15 protein-coding genes are annotated in these 13,642 nt (G+C 67.8%); 6 read left to right on the plus strand and 9 right to left on the minus strand.

What is annotated here, in order from left to right; genetic code table 11:
* Positions 1–35: 35 nt before the first annotated feature.
* Positions 36–230, minus strand: a complete 195-nt coding sequence (locus tag ABZ942_RS04510) for a hypothetical protein (protein WP_150405918.1) — start codon at positions 228–230, stop codon at positions 36–38.
* Between the two features lie 273 nt (positions 231–503).
* Here ABZ942_RS04510 and ABZ942_RS04515 point away from each other — a divergent pair, with 273 nt between their 5' ends.
* The gene (locus ABZ942_RS04515; RefSeq protein ID WP_357378968.1) at positions 504–863 is read left to right on the plus strand and encodes a DUF952 domain-containing protein; all 360 of its coding nucleotides are present in this window, start codon (positions 504–506) and stop codon (positions 861–863) included.
* Between the two features lies 1 nt (position 864).
* On the opposite strand, the gene ABZ942_RS04520 is transcribed toward ABZ942_RS04515, so the two are convergent.
* Complete coding sequence (locus ABZ942_RS04520; protein WP_357378970.1) at positions 865–1,512, minus strand: response regulator transcription factor; 648 nt, start codon at positions 1,510–1,512, stop codon at positions 865–867.
* Entirely contained in the window at positions 1,509–2,702 is a 1,194-nt protein-coding gene (locus ABZ942_RS04525) for a histidine kinase (RefSeq protein ID WP_357378972.1), read from the minus strand. Before ABZ942_RS04525 ends, ABZ942_RS04520 begins: the two co-directional genes overlap by 4 nt.
* Before the next feature lie 93 nt (positions 2,703–2,795).
* Between ABZ942_RS04525 and ABZ942_RS04530 the strand changes: the two genes are divergently transcribed.
* Both ABZ942_RS04530 and ABZ942_RS04535 read left to right on the plus strand, forming a co-directional pair.
* Positions 2,796–3,278 carry a cation:proton antiporter regulatory subunit gene (locus ABZ942_RS04530; RefSeq protein ID WP_357378974.1) on the plus strand — a complete coding sequence of 161 codons (483 nt, stop codon included), beginning with the start codon at positions 2,796–2,798 and terminating at the stop codon, positions 3,276–3,278.
* Positions 3,279–3,283: 5 nt separating this feature from the next.
* The gene (locus ABZ942_RS04535) at positions 3,284–4,468 is read left to right on the plus strand and encodes a cation:proton antiporter (RefSeq protein WP_357378976.1); all 1,185 of its coding nucleotides are present in this window, start codon (positions 3,284–3,286) and stop codon (positions 4,466–4,468) included.
* Here ABZ942_RS04535 and ABZ942_RS04540 read toward each other — a convergent pair.
* On the minus strand, positions 4,458–5,225 hold the full coding sequence (locus ABZ942_RS04540) for a rhomboid-like protein (protein ID WP_357378978.1): 768 nt from the start codon (positions 5,223–5,225) through the stop codon (positions 4,458–4,460). The two genes, ABZ942_RS04535 and ABZ942_RS04540, sit on opposite strands and share 11 nt — an antisense overlap.
* Before the next feature lie 173 nt (positions 5,226–5,398).
* On the opposite strand from ABZ942_RS04540, the gene eat reads away from it, so the two are divergent.
* The 3 genes from eat to eutC are packed head-to-tail and all read left to right on the plus strand — an operon-like array spanning position 5,399 to position 9,098.
* Positions 5,399–6,820 (plus strand): ethanolamine permease, encoded by a 1,422-nt coding sequence (eat, locus tag ABZ942_RS04545; RefSeq protein WP_357378980.1) that lies wholly within the window; start codon positions 5,399–5,401, stop codon positions 6,818–6,820.
* Complete coding sequence (locus ABZ942_RS04550; protein ID WP_357378982.1) at positions 6,817–8,226, plus strand: ethanolamine ammonia-lyase subunit EutB; 1,410 nt, start codon at positions 6,817–6,819, stop codon at positions 8,224–8,226. The genes eat and ABZ942_RS04550 overlap by 4 nt, the downstream gene beginning before the upstream one ends.
* Positions 8,226–9,098 carry an ethanolamine ammonia-lyase subunit EutC gene (gene eutC, locus ABZ942_RS04555; protein ID WP_357378984.1) on the plus strand — a complete coding sequence of 291 codons (873 nt, stop codon included), beginning with the start codon at positions 8,226–8,228 and terminating at the stop codon, positions 9,096–9,098. Before ABZ942_RS04550 ends, eutC begins: the two co-directional genes overlap by 1 nt.
* 5 nt (positions 9,099–9,103) lie before the next feature.
* Here eutC and ABZ942_RS04560 read toward each other — a convergent pair whose 3' ends face one another.
* The 5 genes from ABZ942_RS04560 to ppgK form a co-directional block, all read right to left on the minus strand.
* Positions 9,104–9,541, minus strand: a complete 438-nt coding sequence (locus tag ABZ942_RS04560; RefSeq protein ID WP_357378986.1) for a hypothetical protein — start codon at positions 9,539–9,541, stop codon at positions 9,104–9,106.
* Positions 9,538–10,335: a hypothetical protein gene (locus ABZ942_RS04565; RefSeq protein WP_357378988.1), complete on the minus strand. Its 798-nt coding sequence runs from the start codon at positions 10,333–10,335 to the stop codon at positions 9,538–9,540. The genes ABZ942_RS04560 and ABZ942_RS04565 overlap by 4 nt, the downstream gene beginning before the upstream one ends.
* A 300-nt stretch (positions 10,336–10,635) precedes the next feature.
* A complete protein-coding gene (locus ABZ942_RS04570) occupies positions 10,636–10,860 on the minus strand; it encodes a hypothetical protein (RefSeq protein WP_357378990.1) in 225 nt (74 codons plus the stop codon).
* A gap of 219 nt (positions 10,861–11,079) precedes the next feature.
* On the minus strand, positions 11,080–12,444 hold the full coding sequence (locus tag ABZ942_RS04575; protein ID WP_357378992.1) for an RNA polymerase sigma factor: 1,365 nt from the start codon (positions 12,442–12,444) through the stop codon (positions 11,080–11,082).
* Positions 12,445–12,788: 344 nt separating this feature from the next.
* Entirely contained in the window at positions 12,789–13,547 is a 759-nt protein-coding gene (gene ppgK, locus ABZ942_RS04580; protein WP_357378994.1) for a polyphosphate--glucose phosphotransferase, read from the minus strand.
* Between the last annotated feature and the right edge of the window lie 95 nt (positions 13,548–13,642).

Here is a 13,642-nt window from a genome sequence, read left to right on the forward strand (position 1 = left end):
TGTCGGATGCTGTTATCTCAGGACGCGAGGAGTGGTCAGATCGCGGGAGCGGATTCCGTGTCTATCACGGCTTCCAGCTCACGCAGTCGATCCATGTGTTCGTTCGCGTGGTGCTGGCAGAAGAGCAACTCTCCACCTGCGGGCAGAACGGCACGCACTCGTGCTGCCGCCCCGCAGCGGTCGCAACGATCGACCGCGGTCAGTGGGGTGCTAGTCAGGGTTCCTGGCATGACTCCTCCGTCCTGGCTCCCGGTTTCACAGACCGTTCGCCTGGTGTGGGGCCCGTGGTCACTCCGCGGGCTCGCAACCGCTACTTCCCAGCAGTGGTATGACTACTCTGTCAGACGTTCGGGACGGGGGCTTTGTTCCCGTGAGTGATTCTGTGTGTTTTCGATAACACGACCAGGGATTTCGCTACTGGCGAACATCCCAGGTCACGCTACGAACTACGTTTGGTCACCACCTCGAACAGGCCGATCCAGTTGTCTACCGGGAGATTACCCGTGACCCATGACACTCACACGCTTGTTCACATATGCACTTTGGGCGAGTGGCTTTCCGCTCGGCAAACGGGCGAGTATCGCGCGCCGTCACTCGGCGAGGTGGGGTTCATCCACCTGTCCGCGCCGCAGCAGGCCCACCTGCCCGCGAACCGCCTCTTCGCCGGTCGCCGCGACCTGGTGCTGCTCCGGCTCGATCCGGCCCGGCTCGGCGCGCCGGTGAAATGGGAGCCCGGCGTGCCGACCGATCCCGAGTCGATGCTGTTCCCGCACCTGTACGGGCCGCTGCCGACGGGCGCGGTGATCGCCGTCGAGGAGTTCCAGCCCGGTCCGGATGGCGTGTTCACGCCACTGGCCAAATGAGCTACCGGTCGCGGACCTCGCGCGCCACGATGGCCGCCTGAACCCGCGACCGCACACCGAGTTTCGTCAACACCCGGGACACGTGCGTCTTCACCGTGGTCTCGCCGATGAACAGGCGACCGGCGATCTGGGCGTTGGACAGCCCGTCGCCGAGGCAGTCGAGCACCTCGCGTTCGCGCTCGGTGAGGTCGCCGAAGCCGCTCGGTTCCGGTTCGGCCGCATCGGTATCCGTCGCGGCGAACGCGGTGATCACGGCCCGGGTCACCTCCGGGGCGAGCACGCCGTCGCCCGCCGCCACCGTGCGCACGGCCTCGATCAGCGACTGCCCCGACGCGGACTTCAGTACGAAACCCGACGCGCCCGCCCGCAAGGTCCGGAAGACGTATTCGTCCAGATCGAACGTCGTCAGGATCAACACCTTGGCCAGCCCGTCGGCGGTGACCCGCTCGGTCGCGGTGATCCCGTCCACGCCGGGCATCCGCACGTCCATCAGCACCACGTGCGGCCGCAGCGCCTTGGCCTGCGCGACCGCGACATCGCCGTCGGCCGCCTCGCCGACCACCTCGATATCGTCCTCGGCGTCCAGGATCATCCGCAGTCCGGCGCGGATCGCGGCGTGGTCGTCGGCGATCAGTACCCGGATCGTCATGACGCGCTCGCCGCGCTGAGCGGCAGGTGGGCGAGCACTTCCCACCGGCCGGAATCCGGTCCGGCGGTGAAGTTTCCGCCGAGCGCGGCGGTGCGCTCGCGCATGTTGATCAGGCCGCGGTGTGGGGCGCCGTTCTCGGTGCGCCGCACGGCGAGCGTCGCCATCGGGTTGCGCACCAGCAGCCGTAGCTCGCCGTCCCGCGCGCCGATCTCGATCTCGACCTCTTGTCCCGGTGCGTGTTTCATGGCGTTGGTCAAGGCCTCCTGAACGATGCGGTACGCGGCCTGATCGACCGCGCTGGGCAGTTCGGTCCCGTCGAGGGTTTCGCGGACCCGCACGCTGATCCCGGCCGCGCGGGCGGCGTCGATCAGGATGGGCAGCTGCGCCAGCCTGCGCGGCGCGGCCACCTCGTCGGCGCCGCCGTCGCTGCGCAGCAGCCCGATCATGGTGCGCATCTCCTGCAGCGCGCTGACGCTGTTGGTCCGGATCGACCGCATGATCCCGGTGACCGCGGGGTCGATCTCCTTGCGGCCCATCACCCCCAGCGCGGCCTCGGACTGGATCGCGATGGCCGATAGGTGCCCGGCGATCACGTCGTGCAGATCGCGCGCCATGGTGGTGCGCTCGTCGGCGATGGCGGCGCGCCGGTCCAGCTCGGCGACCAGGGTGAGCGCCTGGGCGCGGGCGCGTTCGGCACCGGCGATCTCCTTGTGTGTGCGTACCGAATTCGCCCACCACAGCGGCGTGGCGATGAACGCGAACACGACGATCAGCGCGATCGAGACCGCCCGCAGATCGCCGGTGCGGACCAGTGTCAGGATCACCACCAGCCCGGAGAACACCGACCAGACCACCATCGTGATCCGCGACGCCCGCTGCGCCGAATACAACACGGACGCGTAGATCAGGTCGCCGTACAGAATCCACACCGGCACCGACGGGCCCAGCCACATGTCCACCAGCAGTGGCACCAGCCCGATGATCATGGCCAGCACCGGCATTCGGCGACGGCACATCGTCAGCAGGCACAGCGGCGCGAGCACGGCGAGCCGGATCGTCAGCGGCACCTCCGTCCCGCGCTCGATCAGGGAATACAGGCCTGCGGCGTAGAGCCCGGTCCCGCCGGCGAACGAGAGCAGTGCGCCCAGCGCGTCGCGCGCGGTACCGGGAACCTCCGACCACTGCCTCACCCCACTATCTCAGCACAGCTCTGACCAGGCGCCGTCCGCCGAAGTGATGACCGAGCGGTTGAGTGAATCGGACATCGGTCTAATCTGGACACCGTGAATGTCGACGTGACTGCCCTACCCGGGATTGGAGTCCGCAAAGATTTCGAGGTGCGCTCCGGCCGCCGGATCGGCGTGGTCGCGCATCGCGACGGCGACATCGACCTCATCGTCTCCAAGACCGACGATCCCGACGCCTGCGCCGCGCAGATCCCGCTGAGCGTCGACGAGGCGGCCGTGCTCGCCAACCTGCTCGGCGCGCCGCAGCTGGTCGCGAAGCTGAACGACGAACACAGCGACCTGCCCGGCATCACCACCCGGCAGTTGCCGATCGCCGACGAATCGCCCTACGGTGGCCGCACCCTCGGCGAGACCGCGATGCGCACCCGCACCAAGGTGTCCATCGTCGCCGTCATGCGGGCCGGCCAGTTGCACCCCTCACCCGGCCCTGACTTCACCTTCACCTCAGGCGATGTGCTCGTCGTCGTCGGCACCCCGGACGGCTTGGACGCCGCCGCGAAGATCCTCACGCACGGCTGAAACCAGTGACGGAAACCGCGCTCGCCTTGATCGAGCTCGGAGCGATTTTGTTTGCCCTCGGCACGTTCGGGCGGTTGGCCGGTCGCTTCGGGATGTCTCCCATTCCGCTCTACCTGATCGGCGGACTCGCCTTCGGTAAGGGCGGCTTCATCGAACTCAGCGCCGCCAACGAATTCGGCCATGTGGCAGGCGAAATCGGTGTCGTGCTGCTGTTGCTGCTGCTCGGCCTCGAGTACACCGCGCCGGAACTGATGACCGGCCTGCGCCGGTCCTGGGCGGCGGGTCTGGTCGACATCGTGGCGAACGCGACGCCCGGTGTGATCGTGGCGTTGATCCTGGGCTGGGGCGCGGTCGGCGCGGTCACCATGGGCGGTGTCACCTACATCTCGTCCTCGGGCATCGTCGCGAAGGTGCTCAACGATCTCGGGCGACTCGGTAACCGCGAGACACCGGTGATCCTGTCGATCCTGGTGTTCGAGGACCTGGCGATGGCGGTGTATCTGCCGATCCTCACCACCATCCTGGCCGGGTTGAGTTTCGCCAGCGGCGCGAAGTCCCTGGCGGTCGCGCTCACTGCGATCACGGTCGTGCTGGTGGTCGCGCTGCGTTATGGGCGATACGTCTCGGCCATCGTGGACAGCTCGGACAACGAGGTGTTCCTGCTGAAGCTGCTCGGCGCGGCGCTGCTGGTGGCCGGTGTCGCCTCGGCATTGAACGTGTCCGCGGCGGTCGGGGCGTTCCTGCTGGGCATCGCCATCTCCGGCTCGACCGCGCACGAGGCCGCGAAACTCCTGGAGCCGCTGCGGGATCTGTTCGCGGCGATCTTCTTCGTGGCGTTCGGGCTCACCACCGACCCGCGGGCCATTCCGCCGGTGCTCGGCTGGGCGGTGGCGCTGGCGGTGGTCACCACGCTGACCAAGATCGCCACCGGCTGGTGGGCGGCGAGCAGGCAGGGCATCCGGCCGATGGGCCGGGCCCGGGCGGGCGCGGCACTGGTCGCGCGCGGCGAATTCTCCATCGTGATCGCCGGATTGGCGGTGACGATGGGCGGTGTCGACAGTCAGCTGGCCGCGCTGGCGTCGGCCTACGTGCTGCTGATGGCGATCGTCGGTCCCATTGCGGCCCGCGTCGTCGAGCCGGTCGTCGGTATGGTGCAACGCCGCCTGAAGCCCGCCGTCGTCACTTCGTGACGGCGGCCACGACATCCTGCTTCGCCGCAGTCCTCTTCTCCAACCAGCGCCCGACCACGGTCGCGAGCGCGCCGACCACGAGGCCGATCGCGCACGCACACAGGTGCCCGTAGTCGGTGAACGTCGGTCCGATCCACAGCGCCGCGACGAGCACCACGATCAACGTGCCCGCCCACAGCAGCCGGACCAGCCCGCGGAACCGGAACGCCATCGCGGCCAGCACCGCCGAAAAGCCGTAGCTGGTGCCGACATCCGCGGCGACGGCCACCTTCAGCGGGATCACGCCGCGATCGATGGCGTGCGAGATGCCGGTGACGGTGAGCAGGGTCGCCCCGATATGCCCGGTGGCGAACAGGATGATCCAGCGGGTGGTGCCGAGCCAGCGTTCCGCGTAGGCCATCACGATCAGGAAGCCCGCGATAGTGGACCACGGGAACCCGCCGTCGGTCCAGAACGCCGAGGCGACCAGCACCTGCACCGGGTTGTGCCGCATGTTGTAGAGGTTGGTCGACGCGGAGAAGATCAGCCTGCGTTCGACGGAATCGCCGACACCGCGCAGCGTCCACCAGGTGACGAACACGGTGAAGGCGTAGGCGGTGCTGGCCGGGGCCGCGCCGAGATGCTCGCGGATCGCGGGCAGCATGCGCTGCGCCAGCCCGGGACGGCGTAGCCAGTCCCACACGATGCGTGCTTCGGTCCGGAGGTCGATGGTGTTAGTCCAGGGTGACCGAAACCGGACCGGGGCGGAGGCAATCACCTGCCAAGTGTGCCGTGCCTTGCTGTGAGCGGCCCGGCGACCCGCCCACGGTGTGCGCTGTCTCACCGGCGGCGACACCGCGTCCGTAACCTCGCTTCACACCCGGGCAACAAACGCTCCCAAGAATTGGTCCACCGACCAAGCGGTATGTGGACGAGGAGTGCGTAGCGCCTATGACGATCGAGGACGTGAAGGTGACCGGTACCGCGGGCGCGGATTATCTGGCCAAGCGGACGTTGCGTTCGGGCTCGGCCGGGTGGGTGCTGCTCGCCGGGCTCGGTGTCAGCTATGTGATCTCCGGTGACTACGCGGGCTGGAACAGCGGCATCGCCCAGGGCGGCTTCGGTGGTTTGCTGATCGCGACCGTGTTGATCGCGGGCATGTATCTGGCGATGGTCCTCGGCATGGCCGAGTTGTCGGCGGCGTTGCCCGCGGCGGGCGGCGGTTACACCTTCGCCAGGCGGGCGCTCGGCCCGTGGGGCGGATTCGCCACGGGCACAGCGGTATTGCTCGAATACGCGATCGCGCCCGCGGCCATCGCCACGTTCATCGGCGGGTACGTCGAATCGTTGCACCTGTTCGGGATCACCGACGGCTGGTGGGTGTATCTCGCGGTGTACGCGTTGTTCATCGGGGTGCATCTGACCGGGGCGGGGGAGGCGCTCAAGGCGATGTTCGTGATCACGGCGATCGCGCTGGTCGGTCTCGCGGTGTTCGCGGTCTCGGCGTGGGGATTGTTCGATGCGGGCAATCTCACCGACATCCCGGCGGACCCGAATGCTGTTGGTAGCTCGTCGTTCCTGCCGTTCGGCGTGTTCGGGATCTGGGCGGCGGTGCCGTTCGCGATCTGGTTCTTCCTGGCCGTCGAGGGGGTGCCGCTGGCCGCCGAGGAGGCGCGGGAGCCGGAGAAGAACGTGCCGAAGGGAATTATCAGCGCGATGCTCGTGCTGATCGTCACCGGCGCCGCCGTGCTGTTCCTGGCCACCGGAGCGCTTGGTGCGCAAGCCATTTCGACGTCGGGCAATCCGCTGGTCGAGGCGCTCGGCGACAGCGGCGCCGCGAAACTGGTGAACTACATCGGCCTGGCCGGCCTGGTCGCCAGCTTCTTCTCCATCGTTTACGCCTACTCCCGGCAGACTTTCGCCCTGTCGCGGGCGGGTTACCTGCCGACGAGCCTGTCGGTGACCAACGCGCGCAAGGCGCCGGTGCTGGCGCTGATCGTGCCCGGCGTAATCGGTTTCGCGTTGTCGCTGACCGGCAAGGGCGCGATGCTGCTGAACATGGCGGTGTTCGGCGCGGCGCTCAGCTACGTGCTGATGATGGTGAGCCACATCGTGCTTCGGGTCCGCGAACCGAACATGCCGCGCCCGTACCGCACGCCCGGCGGCATCGCCACCACCGCGTTCGCGCTCGTGATCGCCTGTGCCGCGGTGATTGCCACGTTCCTGGTCGACCCGGTGGCGGCGACCTGGACGCTCGTCGCATTCTGCGCCTTCATGGCCTACTTCGGGCTGTACAGCAGGCATCGGCTGGTCGCCCACTCGCCGGATGAGGAATTCGCGATGTTGGCCGAGGCGGCGGAGGAGCTGGAATGACCCGCTACACCCAGCAACTCGGTGGTACCAGCTACACCTTCGACGGTCTGGTCGAGTTGCTCGCCAAGGCCACCCCGCTGCGCAGCGGCGACGAATTGGCAGGCTGCGCGGCGCATTCGGACGCCGAACGGGCCGCCGCGCAGTGGGCGCTGGCGGAGGTGCCGCTGACCCGGTTCCTCGACGAGCCGGTGGTGCCGTACGAGACCGACGAGGTCACTCGGCTGATCATCGATACCCACGATCGCGCTGCGTTCCAACCGATTTCGCATCTCACCGTCGGCGGCCTGCGGGACTGGTTGCTCGCCGTCGCGGCCGGTGCCGGTGCCGCCGCGACCCTGCGCGCGGTATCGCCCGGCCTCACGCCGGAGATGGTGGCCGCGGTCAGCAAGATCATGCGCAATCAGGATCTGATCGCGGTCGCCCATGCTGCCGTGGTCACCGCCGGTTTCCGCACCACCGTCGGACTGCCCGGCACGCTGGCCACCCGGTTGCAGCCGAACCACCCCACCGACGACCCGCGCGGCATCGCCGCCGCGACGCTCGACGGGCTGCTGCTCGGCTGCGGTGACGCGGTGATCGGGATCAACCCGGCGACCGATTCGCCCCAGGCGACCGCGGACCTGCTGAGCCTGCTGGACGAGGTGCGGGTTCGCTTCGATATCCCGACACAATCCTGCGTCCTCTCGCACGTGACCACGACCATCGGTTTGATCGAGGCGGGCGCGCCGGTCGACCTGGTGTTCCAGTCGGTCGCCGGTACCGAGGGCGCCAATGCCGGTTTCGGCGTGAACATTTCGCTGCTGCGCGAGGGCAACGAGGCGGGCCGGTCGCTGCGTCGCGGCACCGTCGGCGACAACGTCATGTACCTGGAAACCGGTCAGGGCTCGGCCCTGTCGGCCGGTGCGCACCTGGGCGCCGGCGGCAAGCCGGTCGACCAGCAGACCCTGGAGACCCGCGCCTACGCGGTGGCCCGCGACCTGGACCCGCTGCTGGTCAACACCGTCGTCGGCTTCATCGGCCCGGAATACCTCTACGACGGCAAACAGATCATCCGCGCTGGACTGGAGGACCACTTCTGCGGCAAGCTGCTCGGCCTGCCGATGGGCGTGGACGTCTGCTACACCAACCACGCCGAAGCCGACCAGGACGACATGGACACGCTGCTGACCCTGTTGGGTGCGGCGGGCTGCGCCTTCGTCATCGCCGTGCCCGGCGCGGACGACGTCATGCTCGGCTATCAGAGCCTCAGCTTCCACGACGCCCTGTATGCCCGACGCGTCCTGAACCTGCGTCCGGCACCGGAATTCGAGGCGTGGCTGTCCGGACTCGGCATGATCGATGCGGCAGGGCGGGTGCTCCCGGTGGAGCCCCTGGCCTCGCCGCTACGAGCATTGGCAGGTGCCTGATGAAACGTAGGCTGGAAGTTGTTGCGTCGCCGGATGAATCGACCTCCGAGACCGGCGTCGGATCGGAAAGCGCTGCGGCGCACCTTTTCTGGCAGGATCTCCGGCGCAGTACCCAGTCGAGGATCGGCCTGGGCCGCACCGGCGACGCACTGCCGACCGCACGAGTACTGGAATTCCGCGCGGCCCACTCGGCAGCCCGCGACGCGGTACACCTGCCATTGGATGTGACCGAATTGGCGGAGCGAGTCACCGCGCTCGGCGTCGGCGAACCCGTGCACGTGCGCAGCCGAGCGACCGACCGCGCGGAATACCTGCGCAGACCTGACCTCGGCCGATTGCCCGTGTCCGAATTATCCGCCGTGCCGCACGGCACCGCCGACATCGGCTTCGTCCTGGCCGACGGACTGTCCCCGCGCGCCCTCACCGACCACGGCCCCGCGACGCTGGCCGCGCTGATCGAAGAACTGGCACCGCACTACTCGATAGCCGCTCCGGTGATCGCCACCCAGGCTCGGGTCGCCCTCGGCGATCACATCGCCGAGGCGATGGGCGTGGCGACAGTAGTGGTGCTGATCGGCGAGCGCCCCGGCCTCTCGGTGGCCGACAGCCTCGGCATCTACCTGACCCATCTGCCCAACCCCGGTCGCACGGACGCCGACCGCAACTGCATCTCCAACATTCACCCGCCGGAAGGCCTCGGCTATCGGCAGGCGGCAAAGGTGGTCGCGGGCTTGGTCTCCGGCGCCCGCATCCTCGGCCGGTCCGGCGTCGACCTCAAGGACACTTCACGCGCCGACGCACTGGATTCCGGGGAGATCATCTCGATCGAGAACGCGGGTGCGCGCCGACAGGACGGCACGCACCCGCGCTGAGTTCGTCACAGCTGGCCGATGTCCCGCACGACCCGCCGAGCCTGGGCGAAGAGCATGCCGACGTTCACCGTTTTGCGGCAGACGACGACGATCACCACATCGTCGCGACTCTCGGTCCTGATGAACAGATGCGTCAGATTGTCGCTGTTCACCAGGATTTCCTGAAAGTAGTGCCGCTCGCTGCGAACGCCTCGGCGTTCTTTCCAGATGTCTTCGATCATCACGACGTTGCGACCCTGGAACAGGTCCAGGGTCGCCGCGGCAAGTAAGTCGAGGACCTCCGCCGGATGGGTGTCTAGTGTCTCGACCGCCAGCAGCATGCCCGTGGACATGTCGATCGCGCCGGAGGCCACGCATTCCGGCACGTCGTCGCGTAATGCCTTCACTAACTGGCCGATCCGGTCCGTCAGGTTTCCTGCGGCTGTGCCACCGGTGATATTCATTGCATCCCTTCTGATTTCCGCCTGGTGCGGATTGAGGACGGACGGAGTGGGAGTAGGTCGTTGATGCCGCTGGCGCCGCGTCGACGGCGCGGTAGCGCACGCATCCCCGTACCGTCGCGCGGTAACGCGTCATCCCCCGCGCGGTCGAAGTCCGGTGGTGGTACCAGCAGGAAGTTCTCGGCCAGCAGCCGGGAGACCTCGACCGTGACCGCGTACAGACTCCGGCACAGCAGGAACGCGATATCACGGCAGCTGCGCTGGCCGTCCACCTGCCGGAGAATCTCCTGGCGCGGCCCGGCCGCCGCGGTGGCCAGTCGAGTCTCGCCGAGTTCGGTGAGCAGCAAGCGGTTTCGGTGCGGTGACATCTTGGCGGGGCTCAATGCTCGCAGTCGCCGTTCCGTTTCGGCGAGCAGCCAACCCGGCTCGACACCGGCGACCTCGGTGGGTGCGCCGTTCGAGATCTCTGCCCAGAAGCACGTGTCGATCGAGCCGGCCGCGATCGCGAAGGCGCCGTCGACCGCGGCCATCATCGTCACCGCGCGCAGTTCGGCATCGCCGGTCAGTGCTCGTCCCGGCCGCGCGAGCAGTTCGAAGACGCCGGGGGCTCCGGCGGAGTGGACCGCGACGATCTGCCCGGATCGCACCCGGAACTCGCCGCCGGGATCACCGACAACGCGCAGGACTCCGGTGCGGCCGTCGGTCGCGCCCAGCAGCTCACGGACCACGTTCTGGGTGGGTGTGCGCACGAGCAGGGGCAGCCGTCGTGCATCGGTAAAGCGGTCGGTCGTAGTCACGAGCCACCTGGTCTCGATAGGTCTTTCGGCGGGAAATGAGCCGAAAAGGGCCGCGACATAGCCGTTTTGGTGCCAGAGCGGAGTGTGGGGCCGCTATCCGACGTCGGCGACGGTCACGGCGCCTTCGGCCTTGTCGGCGAGAGCGCGATCGTCAGATCGAGGATCGGAGGCGCGGTAGTCGAATCATGGCTGCGGTGCGGCGCATGAGACCTATCCTGACAGCCCAACCTTTTTAGAGCAATGTATTCCGGCAAATCATTGCGGTCGGTTTGCTCGAACATCGCAGGGGCCAGGGAAATGTCACAGACCGTGGGCGCGCGAGGCTTTCATCGCAGCGTCGGCCCGGGCCGCAGCGCTTTTCGCGCGGGCTGCGGCCTGCTTGACCAGATTCTCTTCCGAATCGGTGACCACCTCCTGGACTCCGGGGGTCGGCGCAGGCGCGGCCTGGGCGCGGACGACGAAACCGACCACGGCCAGGACGGCGGTGACCGCAACGGCGACGAACAGGGAACGCAGAACACGCACTTTGTCCTCCAGGAATGATCAGGGTAGAGCCGGACCAAGCGAGAGACACCAGCGACGAAACGATGTGGTACAGCCACCATAGCGGCCGCCGCGCCGGCTACCTGCCCGGGGCTCGCCGACAACAGCGCGGCGCAATGCCGCGGAAACGACAAAGCCCGCATCCGCCGGGCCGCTGAAAAGAAAAGCGGCGCAACGAATGCGGGCGTCGAAACGGTGTGACTAATCCAGGTAGTCGCGCAGGACCTGCGAGCGGCTGGGGTGGCGCAGCTTGCTCATGGTCTTGGACTCGATCTGCCGGATGCGCTCACGGGTGACCCCGTACACCTGGCCGATCTCGTCGAGGGTGCGCGGCTGGCCGTCGGTGAGGCCGAAGCGCAGCCGGACCACGCCCGCCTCCCGCTCGGACAGCGTCTCCAGCACCGACTGCAGCTGATCCTGCAGCAGCGTGAAGCTCACCGCGTCCACGGCGACAACGGCTTCGGAGTCCTCGATGAAGTCACCGAGCTGACTGTCGCCCTCGTCGCCGATGGTCTGGTCCAGCGAGATGGGCTCACGCGCGTACTGCTGGATTTCCAGCACCTTCTCCGGCGTGATGTCCATTTCCTTGGCGAGCTCCTCCGGGGTGGGCTCGCGGCCCAGATCCTGGAGCAGTTCGCGCTGGATGCGACCGAGCTTGTTGATGACCTCGACCATGTGCACCGGAATACGGATGGTGCGGGCCTGGTCGGCCATCGCGCGGGTGATGGCCTGCCGGATCCACCAGGTGGCGTACGTGGAGAACTTGTAGCCCTTGGTGTAGTCGAACTTCTCGACGGCGCGGATCAGACCCAGGTTGCCCTCCTGGATCAGATCGAGGAACGCCATGCCGCGGCCGGTGTAGCGCTTGGCCAGCGAGACGACCAATCGCAGGTTGGCTTCCAGCAGATGGTTCTTGGCGCGGTTGCCGTCGCGGACGATCCAGGTGTAATCGCGACGCATCGCGACCGGCAGCTTCTCGCCCTGCTCGGTGAACTCGCGCACCTTCTCCGCCGCGTAGAGGCCGGCCTCGATCCGCTTGGCGAGCTCGACCTCCTCTTCGGCGTTGAGGAGCGCGACCTTGCCGATCTGCTTGAGGTAGGCGCGCACCGAGTCGGCCGAGGCGGTGAGCTCGGCGTCCTTGCGGGCCTGCCGTAGCGCCTCGGATTCCTCTTCGTCCCAGACGAAGTCGCCCGAGGCCTTGTCGGCGGCGGTCGGTTCGGCCTCCTCCTCGGCGACTTCGGCGACCTCCTCGACGACCAGGTCCTCGGCGTCCTCGGTGAGGTCGTCCTCGGAGACCTCGAGGTCGCCGAGATCGGCGACGTCGAGCGACTCGTCGTCGCCCGCGTCGTCGGGGCCTGGCTCGCCGTCGGCTCCCACCTTCTTGGTGGCAGCCTTCTTGGCGGGCGCCTTGGCGCCGGCCTTCTTCGCAGGCGCCTTCTTGGCAGCGGCCTTCTTGGCCGGGGCCTTCTTCGCGGCAGCCGCCTTACGGACCGGCCGGGCTTCGGTTACATCTGCGGAGTCGGCCTCGGCCGAGTCGGCGGTCTGACGGGTATTCGTGGCTACCACGTACGCCCTTTCGTGACGGTCTCGTGCGGCGTCACGCCAGAGTGGTCTTCCGGCGGAGCGGTCTGTCGGGTTTCACCGGCGAAAGCCGGTCGGGGTTTCTCCGGCTCACGACTTCGTCGTACGCCGGGGGCGCTGCACCTTTGGTTCACTCGCTTCGCTCGCGAACTGACCGGGCACGTTCCATTGTAACGATCTAACCAGGGTACCTATGGCCACCATGCATGAGGCGGCGCTTCGCAAGGTCAGCTTCACCCAATGTCAGCCACGGTAAAGCGTTCGTTCGCTGCGCTACCCCCACGGTATACCGTCCGAAGACGCGCCGTCGGAAGGTTGCCGCAGCCGGTCTACGGCGCGATGCCCGCGTCGATCGCCATGGCCGCACCGACGATGCCCGCGGTGTTCTTCAGATGCGCCGGAATCACCTGAGTTCGGTTGGTGAGCAACGGAATCCACTGATCCGAGTCGCGGCTGATGCCGCCGCCCGCGACGAACACCTTCGGCCAGAAGAGGTTCTCCAGACCGATCAGTACGGTGCTCACTTCGGCGGCCCACTGCTCGAAGGACAACCCGTCGCGATCCTTGATCGAGGCGGCGGCGCGATGTTCGGTCTCCATGCCGCCGACCTCGAGATGGCCGAGTTCGCTGTTGGCCACCAGGGTCCCCTGGTACAGCAGGGCCGAGCCGATGCCGGTGCCGAAGGTCAGCAGCAGCACCAGTCCGTCGAAATCCTTTGCCGCGCCGTAGCGATCCTCGGCCAGGCCCGCCGCGTCCGCGTCGTTGAGCACGGTCACCTCGCGCCCGTCCAGCGTGTTCGAGAACAGCGCCCGCGCGTCGGTGCCGACCCAGGCCTTGTCGATGTTGGCCGCGGTGCGCGCGACCCCGTCGAGCACCACCGACGGCAGGGTGATGCCGACCGGCCCGTCCCAATCGGCTTGCGCCACCAGCTTTGCCACCGCGTCGGCGACCGCCTGCGGGGTGGACGGATGCGGTGTCGCGATCTTGATGCGTTCGTGGACCAGCTCACCGGTCGCCAGATCCACCGCGCCACCCTTGACGCCGCTGCCGCCGATATCGATGCCGAATGCGTGCCCCCGAGCGGACATGACTGAGCCCTCGTTCCTGTGCTGGCCGGTGTGGAGCACAACACCGATGCACAAGGCTTCACCCCGGCCGCGAGCGGCGCTGCGGTGGTGTGCCC

Origin of the sequence: Nocardia sp. NPDC046473 (genome assembly GCF_040645995.1) — a bacterium.
GTDB lineage: Bacteria > Actinomycetota > Actinomycetes > Mycobacteriales > Mycobacteriaceae > Nocardia.